Origin of the sequence: Prevotella sp. KH2C16, assembly GCF_900113305.1 — a bacterium.
Taxonomy (GTDB): domain Bacteria; phylum Bacteroidota; class Bacteroidia; order Bacteroidales; family Bacteroidaceae; genus Prevotella.
On record NZ_FOOW01000008.1, the window covers coordinates 92,238 to 109,149 of the forward strand.

Below are 16,912 nucleotides of genomic sequence, written 5' to 3' on the forward strand. Positions count from 1 at the left end.
AGGGATTGTCTTTTTCCTCATTGAACAGCGACCTATCTTATATAGTATTCTTTCTCCAGATAGTACAGCCCTTCACCGGTATCACCGTTCTCCAAGTCTTTTAATTCTATCCTGAACACCCTGTAGGGAAGTCCGGATGAATGGCGTGGCCTGCCTACAGTTACGAGATAGGCGTTCATCTTTTCCCTTGCATTGACATATTCGTCTATTTCCTGACGGTGAAGTATATTGACTTCTTCCCCGTCAACCCACACTCGTATCTGCAATTTACTGAGTGGAGGGGCGAGTTTCTGCGACTCTGCATTTGCCTGAAGCGGCATCAGGGTGCCGTTGCTGAGGTCTTCTCCGTGTTGAGCCTTCTGCTTCTTAGTCTCCATCCATTGATGGAATCGCGTCAGGCTCATGGGTCTGACATAGATTTGATAGGCGGGAACGGCTCCCGGAATGGAGAATACACGCATACCATAGGCCTCCATCCGGTGGTAGCGGATGTCAACGGTGGTGTCTCTGTCTGCTATAAAATTCCATGCCCAGAACTCCAGACGGCGAAGACTGTCGGGCAAGTCAACCTTTTCCGCTTCGTGTTCATACGATGGAATGTATATGGCGGCCATGCTTTGATACTTGCCCTTAGGAATGCGTATGGAATAGAAACCGCTTCTGTCGGTAATGGCCTCCGCGATGTCGTTAAAGCTCACAGACTGCCAAATCACCGAACAGCTGTCGATGGGAACGCCCTGGAAGTCAGTAACCTTTCCGCTGATGGTTACGCTGTCCTGCCGGGCGATGGCCTTGTTGCATAAACTGCCTAAGACAAGGAAGAGGATGGTTGTCGAAATCTTTATACGCTTCATGTTTGCTTTCTATAAGTTGAATTTCACTTTTCATTCCCTTATGGGCGTCCCGCTTGACTGACCGTTGCCGAAGTTGACCTCCACGGCGACGCCCGTTTCGCTGAAGAAAGTCCATACGCCGGTTCTGTCGGCGGTATCTGACTGCGGGTCGTCATAGAAGAGAATCCAGCCCTCGCCTGCCAGTCGGCCGTCCTGATAGTAGTCGCTGGCATGCACAAGGGAATCGGGAATGCTGCCAGAACCCTCCGGGCGGAGGCGCTTGAGGTTGGGCTTCGCGTGGTCGTAGACCGTGCTGTCTATCAGTCCTTGCGTGTAGCAGTCCTCGATATGACGGTAGACAGCCACTTTTTGTTCGTGCACGAGATCGGTATAGAAGTCGTCCATCCAGGCCCGGAGCAGCGAATGGTAGACATAGCTCTCGTCGGGACCGGTCGAGAAGTAGAGCTGGTAGGTGCCGTCGTGCATGCAGTCATAGTAGAAGGTCTCGCCTTCATACGAATTGCCTTCGTCTTTCTGCGGGATTCCGAGCTGTCCGAGGTCGTCGGGATAGTGGCCATGCTGAGTTTTGAAGGCCTCTATACGCTCGATAATCCGGTTGCCCTTGGCCTCCGTGCGACTTCTCCAGGTGAGATGCATATAGGCCGCATAGCCTGCGAGGGGCAGCAGGACGGCCGCCGTGGCGATGAGAATCTTTTTCATGGTGCTTATTTCTCAAAGTGCTGGAAGTCCTTGCAACTGCGCCAGCTGCCGCCCCACCGGAACCCGTGCTGCGTGAAAAGGCGGTGGCAGAGGTCGCCCCGCGTGAGCTTGTAGGCGAACGGCTTGCTGCGGTCGCAGTATCCGGCGGCCGTGGCAGGCCTCACCTGCCGGGTGCCGTCCTTGCGGTCTCTGTAGTAGGGATTGTAGAGGGGGTTGATGTCCACGGCCATGCCCCGGGAGTGAGCCGACAGCTTCCGGGAGCCGGCGACGGCGCGATAGCAGAACGCGCTGGTGTTGTTTGCCCGCATCGAGAGCTCGTCGTCGGCGTTGTAATCGTCGATGAGCACCATCCGCTCGATGGGGTATCGGGCGTCGAAAAGTTTCCGGAAAATCTCCACGAGGTCGGCGGCAATCATCCGGTTGCACACCAGTTCGCCGAGCAGGATGTGCCCCCCGTCGTCATAGTGGAGCACGCGCACATAGCGGAGGTCGGCGCGCCTGACGGCCGTTCCCTCCTTGAACGAGCGGCCCCGCATGCGCCGGTAGACGCTCTCGGGAATCTCCTCCGAGGCGAAGCACCGCTCCAGTCCGTATTCCTCAACGGCTTTCAGCGACACCCGGGTGCCGGCCTTCCATTCGCGGAGCGCCTGCTGGGCGGTCTGTGCGCTGACGGCTGACGCCAGCATCACGGCGAGGAGCAATGTCAGAAGTCGTCTCATAGGTCTGGATTCAGATGTTTCTTTACCACCGCAGGATTCCCCGCGGCCATGCAGTCGTCAGGAATATCGCTGACGACGACGCTCCCCGCGGCGATGATACACCGCCTGCCGATGGTTACACCGGGGCATACCACGACACTTCCACCCAGCCATGTGTCGTCGCCGATGGTTACGGCGTGGCAGGTTTCCTGCGGTTGTCGGCGCAGTCGGTAGTCTTTCGGGTGTTCGGGGGTATAGATATGGCAGCCGGGACCTATCAGCACATGGTCGCCGAGGCGGATGCCGCCGCCGTCGAGAAACACGCAGTCGTAGTTGATAAAGCAGTGATGCCCCATGTGGATGCCGTGGCCGTGGTCGCAATGGAAGGGCGGCACCACGGTAGAGTCTGGCGGGATGCCCGGGATGAGCTCCTCTATCACCCTGCGATAGTCGGGCTCGTGAGCCGTCATCGTCTGCAGCCGGGCGCACAGCCTGCCGGCATGCCGCCCGCTCTCCGCCACCTCCGGGTCGGCGAAACTATAGAGCCGTCCGGCTTTCATTTTCTCGATTTCCTTCATGTAGGATGCTTTTACCTCGCAAAGTTACGAATAATTTCCGATAAAAACAATACCCTGCCGCAAGGCATGGAAGACGAATTTTCCCTGAGACCGAAACCTCCCGCCACCCGTTGAGCCACGGAGGCTGAAGCAAGAGAGAGCCTTGGCGAATGTTTCCAGCGGCTTCAAGGTTGACAAAATCGGCGAGATTGAAGGACAAAATCGGCGAAATCGTCGCACAAAATCGCCGATTTTGTCAACCGAGAGGCCGTCTTTTACATCGGCGATCCTGACAACGGGCATTCATAAAAGCAAAACAAAATCAATCGCCTGTTTGCAATTCTCCGGAAAAACACCTATTTTTGCAGCACGGGACCTTATCTCCCCGACAATGCAACCATGACAAGAAAAGAGTTTGATAAAGTCAGCGACAGGGAAAGGAAGGATGTTTCCAAGGACTTCGGATGGCGACAAAGCGGATATTTGAACTGGAAAATTACGCAAGGCTACTACTTCGCCGTATTCCATTTAAGTCTGCCGGAAGCCTACCTGACGGTGAAGCCCCTTTATGTGGACGACTTGTGGTGGGATATTTTCGAACTGCCGGAGAACAAAGAAGCCCCAAAAGTCTGCGTGGAAACGGTACCTTTGCCGTCGGCGGACAAAGAATCGGTACCTACGATGCCTTTACGGGTAATCCTGCCGGACTCTCCACGGAGACCATAAACCTGATCTGGCAAGAAGTGTTTACGGAGATTGAGCGGGATGCCGACCGCTTCCTTGAGAAGCATCCGGACGCAGAAACTTTCATCCCGGATGAGAAAGACGGTCAGGCAGGGCATGACGGGCTGCTCCAACTGATGACGCTGCTGCACAACGGCCATGTCAATGAGGCCAGAAACATCATCCTGCAAGCCAAGGCCGAGGCATTCGGGTGCATGTTGCAGGCGGAACATGGCAGCAGCCACGACTACATCCTCAGGTGGATAGACCGCATTCAAGCCTGACAGGAATCATGAGACAAGGGGCGGAAAGGTAAACGACGAAACTATACCGACTCATATGCCTATGAGCCATTCCCGGCCTGACACGGTCAGAACTGGAAGTAGATGAACGGCTGGATGGTGCTGCTCTTCACCTGAATGATGATGAAGATGACCAGCGTAATCAGCAAGGCGTCGACCACCACATTGCCTTTCTTTATCCACGAGATGATGCCTTCCTGCCAACGATCGGGCAGATAATGGCTCAGATAGCCGAAGAGCATCAGGCCAAGAACATATTTATATCCCACTACGACCTGCCCTATCAGCTCCGGATGGAAGTTGCCGAAAATCTGGCAAAGCATCGTCCACGCTCCCGCAAAGGTGTGGTTGCGGAATATCAGCCATGTAAGACAGACGAAGTGGAAGGTGAGAATAACGGCCGCTACCCGCTTCCATCCCCGGCTTTCGTAGTGCCGGTCGTGGTGAAGCACCTCGGTCTTGAGGATTTTATGCCCCACCAACGCCAGTCCGTGAATGCCTCCCCAGACCACAAAGTTGACGCTCGCCCCGTGCCAGAGGCCTCCTAAGAGCATGGTCAGCAGCAGATTGACATACTGGCGAATCTTCCCCTTCCGGTTTCCGCCCAGCGAAATGTAGATATAGTCGCGTATCCAGGTGGACAACGAGATGTGCCAGCGACGCCAGAAGTCGGTGATGCTCGAGCTGTTATACGGCGCGTTGAAGTTCATCGGGAAGTGAAAACCCAGCAACAGGGCGATTCCGATGGCCATATCACTATACCCGCTGAAGTCGCAATAGATTTGCAAGGCATAGCCGTAGACGCCCAGCAGGTTCTCAAAACCACTATACAAGGTGGGGTTATCGAAGATTCTGTCCACGAAGTTCAGGCTGATATAATCGCTGATGACCGCCTTCTTGAACAGTCCTATCAAGATGAAATAGACCCCGCGGGCAAACATGTCGCGCGTGATGACCACCGGCTTGCGTATCTGGGGCGCAAAGTCGCGGGCACGCACGATGGGTCCCGCCACCAGCTGGGGGAAGAAGCTCACATAGAAGGCATAGTCCAGCAGATGCGGCAGCGGCTTCAGGTCGCCCCGGTAGACATCGATGGTATAGCTCAAGCTCTGGAATGTGAAGAAGCTTATCCCCACCGGGAGGAAGATATCCCAGGGCTGAAAGTTGCCGCCGACCATCGCCGTAAGCATTCCCGCAAAGAAATTGGTGTATTTGAAGTAGCCGAGCAGTCCCAGGTCTACGGCAAGGCTCAGCGTTACCAGCCACCTGCCCTTCCGCTTATTCTCCCGACAACGGTAGATGGCACGGGCTATCAGGTAGTCGCTCACGGTTACCACGGCCAGCAGGAAGAAGTACATGCCGCTGCTCTTATAGTAGAAATAATAGGAGAAGAGCGTTACGAAGAGCAGCCGGGCGTTCATCTTCCGCTCCAGACACATATAGATGAAGGAGAAGAAGAGAAACAGTATCAGGAAGACACCGCTCGAGAAGATCATTGGTTCCTGAGGGTTATAGGTCAGGACATCCACGATTCTGTCCCACAATTGCTCTTTCATTCCGCAGCCTCCTTTTCCATTTTGCGTCGCCGCAGATAGTTATCCAGTCCCCCGAGGAATGATGGATACACACGACGGGCCACTACCGCCCCACCGCCAAACGACAAATGGGTATAGTCCTTGGTGGCCATATCCCTGTCTACGAGTGCTTTCACGCTGTTCTGCCCTCCCATGGCGCGCCAGAAATTGAGGTAAGCCACATGGCAGTCGGCGGCCAGCTTCTCCTGTAACCGCACCAGATTCTTCACCTCCGGCACGGTCTGGATGCCGTCGGAGGTGCGCTGATCGCGGTCGGGAACGCTCGCGATGAGAATGCTTGCCTCCGGGAAGCACTCCTTGAGGTGGCTTACGGCCTTCTTCAGCTTCCCCATGTAGAGCTCCAGAATCGGCAGCGTGTTGCCCGCCACGGCGTCGTTGAGGCCGAACTGGAGGATGATGAGGTCGTAGGGACGATGGCGGCGGAAGTCCTCGAGCATCCCTGCGGGCATCTTGGCAAGCGTGATGCCCGACGAGCCCCGCATGCTGAAGTTGTCCAGGACGACGCCCTCGTCCGACTCCAAGGCCACGCCATAGACCAGCGTTCCGCTCCCCACACGGCTGAAGCGATAGTCTACGCCGCTCATGTTTCCCGTCAGGTTCCACATCTGCACCGACGGCGACGACGAGAAGACACGCGTCTGCCGACGGCCGTCGGAGGTCGTAGCCTCCACGGTAACCGACGATGGCGTGCGCAGGAAGAGCTTCGCGGAGGTCCATTGCTTAGTGTGCCGATAGAACCTCGACTCGCTAAGGGACAGCCAAGCGCCCTCGCCGACATCGTAATATTTCTCGGCGATGCCCTCCCTGGCTTCGTCAAAGGGCTTCTTCACGACCACATGCTCGGTGAAGCCGCTTATCTTCTGCGTGATGGAACGCCGGCTCCGCACATTGATGGAAGAGCCGGCGTCGAGCCAGCCGACGCCGCTTCCGCCGAACTTTTCCTGCAACATCTCGCGCAAGTCGGCCGTCATGATGTCGCCCTCGATGTAGGAATCGCCGAAATAGGCGATTCTCACGGGTCTGTCCAACTGCTCCGCGCTGTCGAGCATGGCATAGAAATGATCCATTCCGCCGGCCTTTCCACCAGAGAAATCCACGATCGGCTCCACACCCTTGCGCCATCGTTCCTTGAAATTGATTTTCCGACCCCGGCTGTCAAGTGCCGCCAGGGGCTTCGGGGGCATTGCCGCAGGAACCACATCCACCTGCCGCTCCTCGATCGGAGGCAGTATCTGGCTCAGTATATTCACATGACGCAGCTCAGTTCCACCCACCTTGAGCGTGGGCAACTGATGCATCATGAGTAATATAAAAACCACGATAGCCACAAGGGCAAATGTCCGTAAAGACTGCTTCATCGATTCCTTCTCGCCTTAAGAGCACTCGCAACCACTGCCAGAGCGGATGCAAAATTACTAAATATTTTGCGAATGAAACCACAAATCACAACATAAATTCAAACAGGAAATCATAATTTTCCATCTTGGTGATTTAGGTCAAGAGGGATAGGAACGGCTTGTGCCCTTGGCAGGAAAAGCCCCTGATTCAGCAAGAGACGGGCTCCTGTGTTGTCAAAGGCGGTCGGAAGGATGACAAAATCGGCGATTTCATGCGACAAAATCGGCGATTTTGTCTGACAATTTCGCCGATTTTGTCAAACGGGAAGCCGCAAACGGAAAAGCAAGCAGCGGATTCCCTACAGGCAGCGAATGGACGGAGCGACAAGAGAAAACCATAATGAGAGCACCTCTTTAGAGTGGCTTTTTCGTTGGAAAATGATTTTTTTCCACAGGAATGGGATGGACTTTTAGAAAAAAGAGATAAATTTGCAAACAACTCATGCCCTGCCCGGCAGTAGCAGACGCAGTCCACAGGTCGCCTCGTGGCGGTCAGGATACGACGGGGCATTTTCCGACAGATAAACCTTACGCAAATGGAACATAGGAAAAAAGACCTGATTGTCGTGCTTTCCGCCCTCGGCGTAATCGTCGTAGGGCTTGTGCTCTATCTCTTGTCAGTATCTCCCGCGGGGCAAGACGAGCCTCCGGCTTCTACCGGAGACAGCATCGCGATGGGCAAAGACAGCGCAGCCTTTGATACGGAGGCCGACATGCGCGTCATCCGCGATTATTACGAGAAGGCCTATAATGGCTCCGTCAACACCAGCGAGGGATGGAAAAAATTAGACAACACCCATCTCACGCCCTTGATGGCAGAGCGAAGCGTAACCGATGAAGACGACCACGGCTTCTTCATCCGCAATCAGCAAGTGTCGGAAACATTCCTGAAAACCTTGCGGGTATGCCATATTAAAGGCAACTGGTATATGGTGAGTTGGAAGAGAGACTATGAACCGGGATGGGAGCAAGTGCCTGTATGCATGGTAACCGCCCGTAGCGGCCGTCGCGTGATTGGCTATGTAACGCCCGCACAGATGGGAACGGCCGCCTCTGACACCGTCTTCTACCCCAGGACGATAGCCATGCCGACACGGCAGACCGGCGGATATGAATTCGTGAAAGCGTTCTACAAGAGCTATTTCTCCACCTTTCTCACCATAGACACCCATGCCTTGGAGATTCGCAAGCAACTGGAAAACAGCTATATGAGCCAGAAGGTGAGGAAAGAAGAGACTCCCATCTACAGCCAATTCGGCCCGGGCACGATGCAGGAACTGATTGGCAACCTGACCCCAAAGGGCTACTGGCGCCCAAGCTACTCGATATACAGCCTGTGGGAGGCTGGCTGGTATTGCCTGCGCGGCAACGCCCCCGCCCGCAGATACTTTCAGTATATAAAGGTGGAGAAGGCTGCCGGAAGCTACCGCATAGTCGATGTGAGGAATGTGCCGCCCGGCGCAGAAAGACTGTACCGCCATCCGATCTACTTTGCCGACGACAAGGTGCTCTATCGGGGCGGGCAAGAAAACTTGGACAACTACATTATCGAGAACGCCGTTTATCCCGCAGACGCGACCAAGACGGGTCGTAGCGCCACGCTCCCCGTAGCATTGCTGTTGAACGAAGACGGCTCGCTGGCCTCCATAGAGGTGGCTGCCGACCTGACAAACCCCTTCGCCGCCGAGGCTATGAGGTCCCTCAAGGGCATGACAGGGTGGACGGTTCCCACGATAGACGATGAGCCTGCAAGCACTTACCTCTTTGGTAAAATGCTCTTCAAGACCTCAGGCGACGGCAAAAACAGCGTGAGATTCGTCATAGAGAGGGGATCCCAGATATACGAAGACTGACCCTCTGCCGGTTCAGGGCACTTCAGCCAGAGCCTTGACGGCCTTCTCGAGCGTTGCCCCATGCAGGTTTACCTGCACGATGTTGCCCTTCCCGTCCATGAGAACCACGAAGGGAATGGCCTGCACGGCATAGGCCCTGGCGGCCTCACAGTCGAATCCCTCCACCGTAGACCACTGCGGCCAGGGCATATGCTCCTTGTCGACAGCCTTGAGCCATGCCGCCCTGTTCTGGTCGAGCGACACGCTCACCACATTGAATCCGCGGTCGTGATACTTTCGGTAGAGCTCCTTCACAAACGGGATTTCCTGCCGGCAGGGCACGCACCAGCTTGCCCAGAAATCGAGCAGGACGGCCTTGCCCTTCACGAAATCCGAGAAACGAACCGCCTTGCCGTCGGCGGTCTTCGAGCTGAAATCGCGGAATCGGGCTCCTGCCCGGGTGGCATTGCGGGCCGCCACGGTCTCTTCCTCCCGCTTTCGGGCTGCCGCCATGCGAGCCTCGTAACGCTCCCTGTAGACAGGACTGACGGCCGCCGAGAGCTCCTGATACAGCTCACGGGGATAATAATCCTCGCCGAAGGAATAGAAAAAGGCTGCCCCCACCTCATTCCGGATGTTCCCGCGGATAAACGAATAATAGTCGGGGCGGACTGCCTGCCACAACTTCTGCAGGCGGGCATTCAGCTGCCCGTTATATGCGTCGGAATATCCGTGAGCCTTCTCGTAGGCATCGCGCTGCCGATTGAGTGCCATGGCCGAGTCGCGGATGTCGTTCTCATGCCGGAGAATCCGCCCCAACTCCTCATTCAGCACCCCTCCCTTGAGGATGGTCTTGAAATCGTCATAGTCGAGCGTGATGTAGCCAGGCTCCACGATTACCTGCAAATCAGGCACGGCATAGTTCTCATGGAAAGCCTTCTCGGGCAGCACGAGCCGTGCCAGATAAGGCTCGGCGGGAGCCGGGAGGGCAAAGCAGAATTGGCCGCCGGCAATCTTCGCGCTGTCCACCTTCTCCTGATAGCGAGGGTCGGCAACGCCCGCCTTGACAAGATAGATATAGACTCCGTCGCATTCACGGGTGTTCAGACTGGCGTGCAGGCGGAAGTCCTGAGCCGTGGCAGTCGCCGACAGCAAGGAGAAAAGCACTAAAAGGAACTGTTTCATCGCTTCAGGGCCTCCATGGCTCGCTGCAAAGGCTGGTTGCGAGTATTGAGAATCCGGTAATAAAGGGTTGTGTCGGCCGGATAAAGCTGACGGCCGATCAAGGCCTTCAACTGGACATAAACGCTGGCTTCCGACCGCTGATATTCAGCCTCGTCATAGGGAATGCCCGCCTGCTCGGCGGTCTGCCTCACGGCGTTCATCAACTGCGCCTGGTCCTCAAACCTGCTAAAATAGTCGGCCGAGGTCTTGAATCTCCGCTTCAGCTGCTCCCCCATCGTCTCGGCATATTTGGCAGCGACGCTTTTCTGGACGCCCGCCATGGCAAGCATATAGTACCAGTTGGTCTGGAAAGTGGTGTCGGCGACAGCCTCAACCTGGGGCTTTACCCCCACTCCATGAATGATATTGCCCTTGGGGGTGAGGTATCTGGCCACGGAAAGACGGATTGCCGAGCCGTCATTGAACGGCATCGTCTGCTGGATGAGTGCCTTTCCGAAGGTGGGCTGACCCACTATCACCGCCCGGTTCCAGTCGCTCATGGCGGCCGTGAAGACCTCGGCTGCCGACATGGTCTGCCTGTTTACAAGCACGGCCACCCTGCCTTTCTCGAACATTCCCTTGTTCTTAGCCCGACGCACCTCGGTCGGGATGTGAGCTCCCTGGGTGGTAACGAGCACCTTGTCGCCGTCGATAAACTCGTCGGCAAGGTCAACCGCCGCGTCGAAGAAGCCGCCCGGATTGCCCTGCAGGTCGATGACGAGCGACTTCAGCCCCTGCTTCTTCAGGGAGGCGAGGGCGTTGCGGAAGTCGGCCACGGTGGTTTCCGAGAACATGGAAACCGAGATATAGCCCGTCGACTTGTCGAGCATATAGGCCTGGCGGACGGTGGACATGCCCCGCTGCATATACTGGTGCGCCATGGCGGTGGGGCCGTCGAGGAGGGCATTCTCGTTGGCACGCGCCTCCTCGGGCGTCAGATAGGCCGAATAAGGGTCGAGGCTCTTCATGGCCTTGGCGATGAGCTCGTCGGTGAAAGGCCCCTTCGGAACGGAGTCTACATACATGTTCATGATGGCATACATCGTCATGTTCAACTTCTCCTCGGGGCTGTCCTGAGCTGCGGCCGGCACCAGCAGGAGCGCCAGCAGAAATGTTATAGTCGTTTTCTTCATATTCTTTATGTTATTTCATCCAGTCGGGAGCAGGAGCTCCCTTGAGGTAATGGTCGAAAAACTGCATCATCCGGACCGTCAGGTCCTTGCAGACCGCGGTGCTGGCATACTGGTGTCCCTCCCTGCGATAGTTCAACATCCACGCCGGTTTGTTCAGTCGACGCATGGCGAAGAACATGTTGAAGCCCTGGTCTGCCCGCACGCTGGAATCCTGCTCGCCGTGCACGATGAGCAGAGGGGTGTTCACCTTGTCGGCCTCGAAGATGGGCGACTCTCGGATATACATGTCCCTGTCCTCCCAAAGGGTCTTTCCCAGTCGCCCCTGAGAGTCCTCCTCGAAGTACATGTTGGGCTGTCCCGTGCCCCGGAGCATGAGGTAATCGGAGATGTCATCACTCACCGCGGAGCACGGGGAGGCACAGGCGAACATATCGGTGTGGGTTACGAGGAAGTTGGTGATGTATCCGCCCCAGCTGTGCCCGTTGATGCCTATGCGCCGCTCGTCGGCAATGCCGTCCCTGACGAGCTGCTTCACTCCGCTCACCACGGTTTCCATCGCACTCTCGCCGGGCATGCCCACCTTGCAGGTTATGTCCGGCTGGAAGACCACATAGCCGTTGCTCACGCAATAGGGAATGTCGAAAAACGCACTCACATACTCGGGAACCTTGTAGGCGTGGGTGCCTTCGGTCTCCCTCTCATAATAGTTGACGAGCATGGGGCGGGGCTTTCCTTTCTGGAAATCGTCGGGAAGATAGAGCACGCCCTCGTTCAGCGTCCCGTCAGGAAGGCGCCAGGAATAGACGCGCGAAGTTCCCCGGCGGATATTCTTCACCGGCTCGTTTACATCCGTGAGCAGTCGGGGATTGCGGAATTCCCTGTCGCTGAGCAAATATTTCATCTCGGAGAAGTTCTCCCTTGACCATACCACACGGCTTAAATCCTTCGTGGCGCACTCCAGACGGTAATTATACCGGTCGTCGGCAACCAGCTTTCTCACGCGTCCCCGCTGCAGGGCATAGAAGCCGCGGGTCTTGGAATGCTCGTTGAAGCCGTCCAGATAAGTAACATCCGGCGTGGAAAAGCCCTTGTCGTTATAGCGAAGCCGCACCTTGTGCTTCCTACCGTAGCCCTTGGTAAGACACTCCGCATCCCCCTTGCCGTCGAGGCTCACCGACCAGAAGTCGTACCGGTCGCGGATGACCACCCGCCGGTTGTCCTTGTCCCAATTGCCATGGCCGTAAGGCTTGGGCGCAAACGGATAGTCGCTTTCCTCGTCATAGAGCGGATAGGGAATCTTTCCCTTGGTGATATCGGTAACTGTTCCGTCCCTCATGTCTATGCTTATCCACGATTGGGAGTCGGGAGTGTAGACCACGGCATACCTCCCGTCGGGACTGAACTCCGGGTAGGCGCACTGATGGGAGACGACCTTCTTCATGCTCCCGTCCGTCCCAAAGTAATATACATCCTGCTTCGCCTCGAGAATCCAGTCGGTTTCCTTGTCGTAAGGATGCCTGTCGACCGCGATGCCTCCATAGACCTGACCGCCGTCGGGGAAATAGACTTCCGTCATTCCGACCGTCGGAACCATCACAAGCTGCCGCGACTTCACATCATATAAATATGTATTCTCCGAGACCTTGGGGTAGAGCCTGTCGCGCCTTCGGGGCGAAAGGGGCTCGTCCCACTTCCAGAGCTCCAGATGGAGGGAATCCTCCTCCGCCTTGGGAGACGGCTGATTCCAGTCCTGTTCGCGGGCAAGGATGATGAGGCCACCCGCATTCACGATGCGCGAGCCCTGCTCCGACAGCTTGTAGTCGGCAGGAAGGCCCTTCACCTGAGAGAAGTCAAAATGAGGGGAAGTCTGGCTCTTGTCGCCCTGTGTGCCACCCTGGTTCTGACTCTGGGGATGGGTGCGCTGCCATTCTTCGGCCCGCCACTTATAGAAAGCGTCCTGCGTCATGGTCTGAAGCCTGCCCGTCTTCACTTCGTAGAGGTACACCGTATCAGGATTCTGAGTGTAGAGGCGGCGGTAACTGTAATTGATCCAGTTGCCGTCGTCCGTTATGCCGATATCGCCCACCATCCTCCAGCTGGGAATGTCGCCGACGGTCATAGCCCTCTTCTGGGCCAGAAGGGGAAGAATAGACGACAAAAGAAGGAGAAACGCGATTGCTCTTCTATACATGTCTGCGTGTTGTTTTAATGAATTACAATAAGTTTCCGAGCTCCGTCCGCAGCAGGGAAAGAGCCCTGCTGATGTGAACCTCGACCGTTTTCACCGAGATGTCCAGCTTTTCGGCTATTTCCTTATAGGAAAGGCCGTCCTCACGGCTGCAGAGAAAGACCTCCCGGCACTTCTCCGGCAACAGCGAGATGGCCCTGTGGAGGCGGGCTTCCAAATCCTGGTCGATGAGGTTCAGCTCTGCCTCGGGCGTCTGCAAGACCTCCGTAGAGAAGAAGTTACGCACATCATTACTATAACTGGCAACCACTTTCTGGTGTTGGAGCTCGTTCAAACAAAGATGATAGATGGAAGTGTAAAGGTAAGCCCTCAGAGAGGAAGCTATCGAGAGCGATGCCCGGTTTTCATACATCTTGCAGAAAAGAGACTGCACGATGTCGCTTGCGGCCTCCATGTCCTTGAACAATCGAAACGCATAGTTGGCAAGCACATCATACCAACTGTCGAAGAGAAAGACATAAGCCTCCTCATCACCTTGACGAAGGGCGTCTATCAAAGTCTTTTCTTCGGAAAATCTTTCCATGTTCTCTCGCTACAATCTTTTTCCCGTGCAAAGGTAATGGTTTTTTAGTAATACCACAAACAAAACAGGCCTTAATTCCAAAAAAGCATATAAAAGTTTCAATTTATCACTTTTATATGCTTTTTCTGAACCTATTATTATCTTATTCTGCCTTCAACAGCTCTATTACTGCCGATATTTCATCCATCAGGCCGCTCGGACTCCCTCCGTAGCCTTCGGCAATATAGCGCACCTTGCCATTCTTCAAAACAGCCTTCTGGGGAATACCGGATGTACCCTTGATGATACTTCTGTAGACCGCATCCGGCTCATCTTTACCCGGAGCCGCATGGTCATAGAGCACCTCCATCTTCTGCGAGTCAAGATGCTTCCGCTGGAAGACCCTTCCCACGCGGGCATCATCCCGGGCATCCTGGGTGCAGACAAAATAGAATTTCACCCGCTGGTCGGTCTGATACTTGTTGACAGCCATCTGCATGCCTTCCATGGCGGCGATGCAAGGGGCACACCAGGTGGCCCAGAAGTCGAGAACCACAATCTCGTCTTTCTTGAAATCGGCAGACTTAACTTTCCCTCCTCTGATAGACTCCATCTCAAAAGCCGGATAATCCTCCTCCATCATGCCCTGCATCACTTCCCGCGTAAGGTTCTCACGAGCCTTGTCCGACTTCAGAGAAGCAAAGTATTCATCAAAGGTGGGCTTCGGCTTCGACGACAATTCGTCATAGTGCCCGCGAAGAGCCTTGAACAAATCGCTCGTCATCAGTCCTGTAGAGGCAGAGCCCTCCAAGGCTTTTGCGGCATTGTCGTTTCTCCCCAATGCCTTCAGACTTTCATAATAAGCCTGATTGCCTTGGGCATATTGATTGAAACGCTCATCGGCCGGAATCCTGTCCATATAGCTGAGAGCCTCCTGATATTGACCGCTCTTGGCAAGAATCTCCGTCTCCACCGCGAGGTAATACCACAGCTGCTGCTCCTGCGAGCGATAAGGCTTCTGCCCCGTCTGATACATGTCCACCCATACAGGAGCCTTCCTGATCATCTCGTCGAGCATGACCTTGGACATCTCCGCATACTCCCTGGGGTCGGTGGGGGCTTTCTGCACGAGCCACATCACGCTGTGCTGATAGAGATCGGACACCATGCCGAACTCACATTCCGGAAGAACCTCCTTCAGCTTGTCATATTTCTTCTGGCTCCAGAGTGCACGGATATAGCCATTATAGAAGTTGACATACACAAATCCCTGGTCGTCCGGAGCCTTGTAAAAGTCGGCAACGGGGAAGTCTTTACGGAATTTATCCGCTGCAGCGAAGAATTCCTCTCCCTGCAACCTTGCCAAACCTTCTGCCTCCTGACGGCGCGCGAACTTACCTCGAGGAAACTTCTTCAGAATCTTAGCCCTTACCTTTTCGGCACCCGCGCTGTCGCCCTGCTTATACTGAAGGTCAAAATACTGGTTGATCATCTCCTGTTCTTGGGAAACTTTATGCTTCTGGGCACTCACTATCATGCCGAATGCAAAACCCAATACAAGGATTAACAAAATTTTCTTTTTCATCTTTTTGTCTAAACTTTGATGCAAAGGTATAGTTTTAATTCAATAAGATGGTAATAAATTACAATAAATAGTACTGAAAGGAGCAACTTTTCCCACCCGAAAAAGAAGATCTTTTGCAAATGGATTGCTATTTTTCTTTCTCCAGAATCTCTATTACTGCAGAGATTTCATCCATCAGCCCACTGGGACTTCCCTTATAGCCGCTTGCGCGGTAGCGTATCCGTCCATCCTTGAGGATTGCCTTTTGCGGAATACCCGACGACTTTGGAAAGAGGGTGCTGTAGACTTCGGCATTATCGCGTCCCCTACCTGTTCCGCCTCCGTCTATCATCACAGGCATGTCGTGATAGCCCTTCTTCTGCCAGAAAGGTCTTACCTCGTCGGCCGTAGGATGATCCTGTGTTACAACGAAATAGAAATTCACACCTTTATTATTCTTGTACCGGTTTACAGCCATCTGCATACCTTCAAGTGCAGCAATGCAGGGAGCACACCAAGTTGCCCAGAAATCAAGAATTACTATTTCGCCCTTACGGAAATTGGCAGAGTTGATGTCAGCAGCATCTACAAGCCCCTTAAGCAAGAAAGGCTCGAAAGGCTCATCCACCATCTGAGATTTTACCTCCTTCATAAGTATCTCAATGTTGGCTTCCGACTTCAGAGAGGCCACATAGCTGTCGAAAGTCTTGAAGTTAGCAGTCTCATGTCTATCATAATACCTATGGAGCATATCATATACAGCTGTAGTCATCTTGGAATTCTCTACCGACGCTTTCATAGCAGCCAGAGCCTCATTCTGGTGGCCAAGCTGCTGCTGACTCACAATATAAGCCTCATTTGCATGTGAATCAGTTGTAAAGCGATGATCCTTGGAAATAGAGTTCATGCAATTTACTGCCTCCTGATACTTCTCGGCGCGGCAAGCAATCACCACATACACGCATTTGGCAAATATCACCGTGGGCTCTGACGAGCCAGCCTTGCGCTCCATCTCGTCTACAAAAGCCTTGGCAAGAGGCTCGTATTCCTTAGGATCAGTTTCAAACTTCAGAGCCTGCTGAGGACCGTGGAGATAGGCATCAGAAAGCATGGAGAGATTCATGTCGGGCAGCAACTGCTCAATGTCGAAATACTTGTGTTCCCTGAAGAGTTGTTCGCATAAATGCTTGTAGACATTGGCATAGAGAAAGAAATGAGTGTCGGCATCCTGGGTCTTATAAGCCTCAGTAACGGGGAATTTTTTCCTCATTACCTTGACAGCCTTCACAAGATCGTCGCCCGACAATGACTGCACCTTGGTGAGGAATTCACGCCGTGCAAGTATACCATGAGGATACAACTTTATAGACAACTTGCGTATGCTGTCAGCCTTTGCCGGATCGTTCTTCTTAAATAGAAAATCACTATAAAGATTGAGAAGACGCAGTTCCTCGCTACCCTTCTGTTCTACTTCAAATTGATTACTCTCATAAAAGGGCTGAAACCCTTGCCCGTTGGAAGCAAAGCTCCGGCTTGTAAACATTAAGACCAACAGGAGCGAAGAAATAATTGTTCTCACCGTCA

Annotated in this window: 15 protein-coding genes; 3 read left to right on the forward strand and 12 right to left on the reverse strand. The window is 54.3% G+C overall.

Going from position 1 to position 16,912, the window contains the following annotated elements; translation table 11 throughout:
* Window positions 1-32: 32 nt before the first annotated feature.
* The 4 genes from BM114_RS07420 to BM114_RS07435 are packed head-to-tail and all read right to left on the reverse strand — an operon-like array spanning window position 33 to window position 2,829.
* Window positions 33-854, reverse strand: coding sequence for a carboxypeptidase-like regulatory domain-containing protein (locus BM114_RS07420; protein ID WP_255406462.1), 822 nt, complete (start codon window positions 852-854; stop codon window positions 33-35).
* A gap of 30 nt (window positions 855-884) precedes the next feature.
* A complete protein-coding gene (locus BM114_RS07425) occupies window positions 885-1,553 on the reverse strand; it encodes a hypothetical protein (protein WP_092111988.1) in 669 nt (222 codons plus the stop codon).
* A gap of 5 nt (window positions 1,554-1,558) precedes the next feature.
* On the reverse strand, window positions 1,559-2,272 hold the full coding sequence (locus BM114_RS07430; RefSeq protein WP_092111990.1) for a M15 family metallopeptidase: 714 nt from the start codon (window positions 2,270-2,272) through the stop codon (window positions 1,559-1,561).
* The gene (locus BM114_RS07435; RefSeq protein ID WP_092111992.1) at window positions 2,269-2,829 is read right to left on the reverse strand and encodes a sugar O-acetyltransferase; all 561 of its coding nucleotides are present in this window, start codon (window positions 2,827-2,829) and stop codon (window positions 2,269-2,271) included. The genes BM114_RS07430 and BM114_RS07435 overlap by 4 nt, the downstream gene beginning before the upstream one ends.
* Before the next feature lie 378 nt (window positions 2,830-3,207).
* Here BM114_RS07435 and BM114_RS14110 point away from each other — a divergent pair, with 378 nt between their 5' ends.
* Both BM114_RS14110 and BM114_RS14115 read left to right on the forward strand, forming a co-directional pair.
* Window positions 3,208-3,534: a hypothetical protein gene (locus BM114_RS14110; protein WP_143089280.1), complete on the forward strand. Its 327-nt coding sequence runs from the start codon at window positions 3,208-3,210 to the stop codon at window positions 3,532-3,534.
* Window positions 3,535-3,551: 17 nt separating this feature from the next.
* A complete protein-coding gene (locus BM114_RS14115; protein WP_143089281.1) occupies window positions 3,552-3,815 on the forward strand; it encodes a hypothetical protein in 264 nt (87 codons plus the stop codon).
* A gap of 86 nt (window positions 3,816-3,901) precedes the next feature.
* Here BM114_RS14115 and BM114_RS07450 read toward each other — a convergent pair whose 3' ends face one another.
* A complete protein-coding gene (locus tag BM114_RS07450; protein WP_369808410.1) occupies window positions 3,902-5,389 on the reverse strand; it encodes an MBOAT family O-acyltransferase in 1,488 nt (495 codons plus the stop codon).
* Window positions 5,386-6,786 carry a GDSL-type esterase/lipase family protein gene (locus BM114_RS07455; protein ID WP_092111997.1) on the reverse strand — a complete coding sequence of 467 codons (1,401 nt, stop codon included), beginning with the start codon at window positions 6,784-6,786 and terminating at the stop codon, window positions 5,386-5,388. The genes BM114_RS07450 and BM114_RS07455 overlap by 4 nt, the downstream gene beginning before the upstream one ends.
* A 575-nt stretch (window positions 6,787-7,361) precedes the next feature.
* Between BM114_RS07455 and BM114_RS07460 the strand changes: the two genes are divergently transcribed.
* A complete protein-coding gene (locus BM114_RS07460; protein ID WP_092111999.1) occupies window positions 7,362-8,678 on the forward strand; it encodes a hypothetical protein in 1,317 nt (438 codons plus the stop codon).
* 12 nt (window positions 8,679-8,690) lie between these two features.
* Here BM114_RS07460 and BM114_RS07465 read toward each other — a convergent pair whose 3' ends face one another.
* The 6 genes from BM114_RS07465 to BM114_RS07490 form a co-directional block, all read right to left on the reverse strand.
* Window positions 8,691-9,842, reverse strand: coding sequence for a TlpA disulfide reductase family protein (locus tag BM114_RS07465; RefSeq protein WP_092112001.1), 1,152 nt, complete (start codon window positions 9,840-9,842; stop codon window positions 8,691-8,693).
* Window positions 9,839-11,014 (reverse strand): S41 family peptidase, encoded by a 1,176-nt coding sequence (locus BM114_RS07470; protein WP_092112003.1) that lies wholly within the window; start codon window positions 11,012-11,014, stop codon window positions 9,839-9,841. The genes BM114_RS07465 and BM114_RS07470 overlap by 4 nt, the downstream gene beginning before the upstream one ends.
* Before the next feature lie 10 nt (window positions 11,015-11,024).
* On the reverse strand, window positions 11,025-13,205 hold the full coding sequence (locus tag BM114_RS07475) for an alpha/beta hydrolase family protein (protein ID WP_092112005.1): 2,181 nt from the start codon (window positions 13,203-13,205) through the stop codon (window positions 11,025-11,027).
* Window positions 13,206-13,227: 22 nt separating this feature from the next.
* On the reverse strand, window positions 13,228-13,785 hold the full coding sequence (locus BM114_RS07480) for an RNA polymerase sigma-70 factor (protein ID WP_092112007.1): 558 nt from the start codon (window positions 13,783-13,785) through the stop codon (window positions 13,228-13,230).
* 142 nt (window positions 13,786-13,927) lie between these two features.
* A complete protein-coding gene (locus BM114_RS07485; protein WP_092112009.1) occupies window positions 13,928-15,349 on the reverse strand; it encodes a TlpA family protein disulfide reductase in 1,422 nt (473 codons plus the stop codon).
* A 127-nt stretch (window positions 15,350-15,476) separates the two neighbouring features.
* Window positions 15,477-16,907, reverse strand: coding sequence for a TlpA family protein disulfide reductase (locus BM114_RS07490; protein WP_177207076.1), 1,431 nt, complete (start codon window positions 16,905-16,907; stop codon window positions 15,477-15,479).
* Window positions 16,908-16,912: the final 5 nt, after the last annotated feature.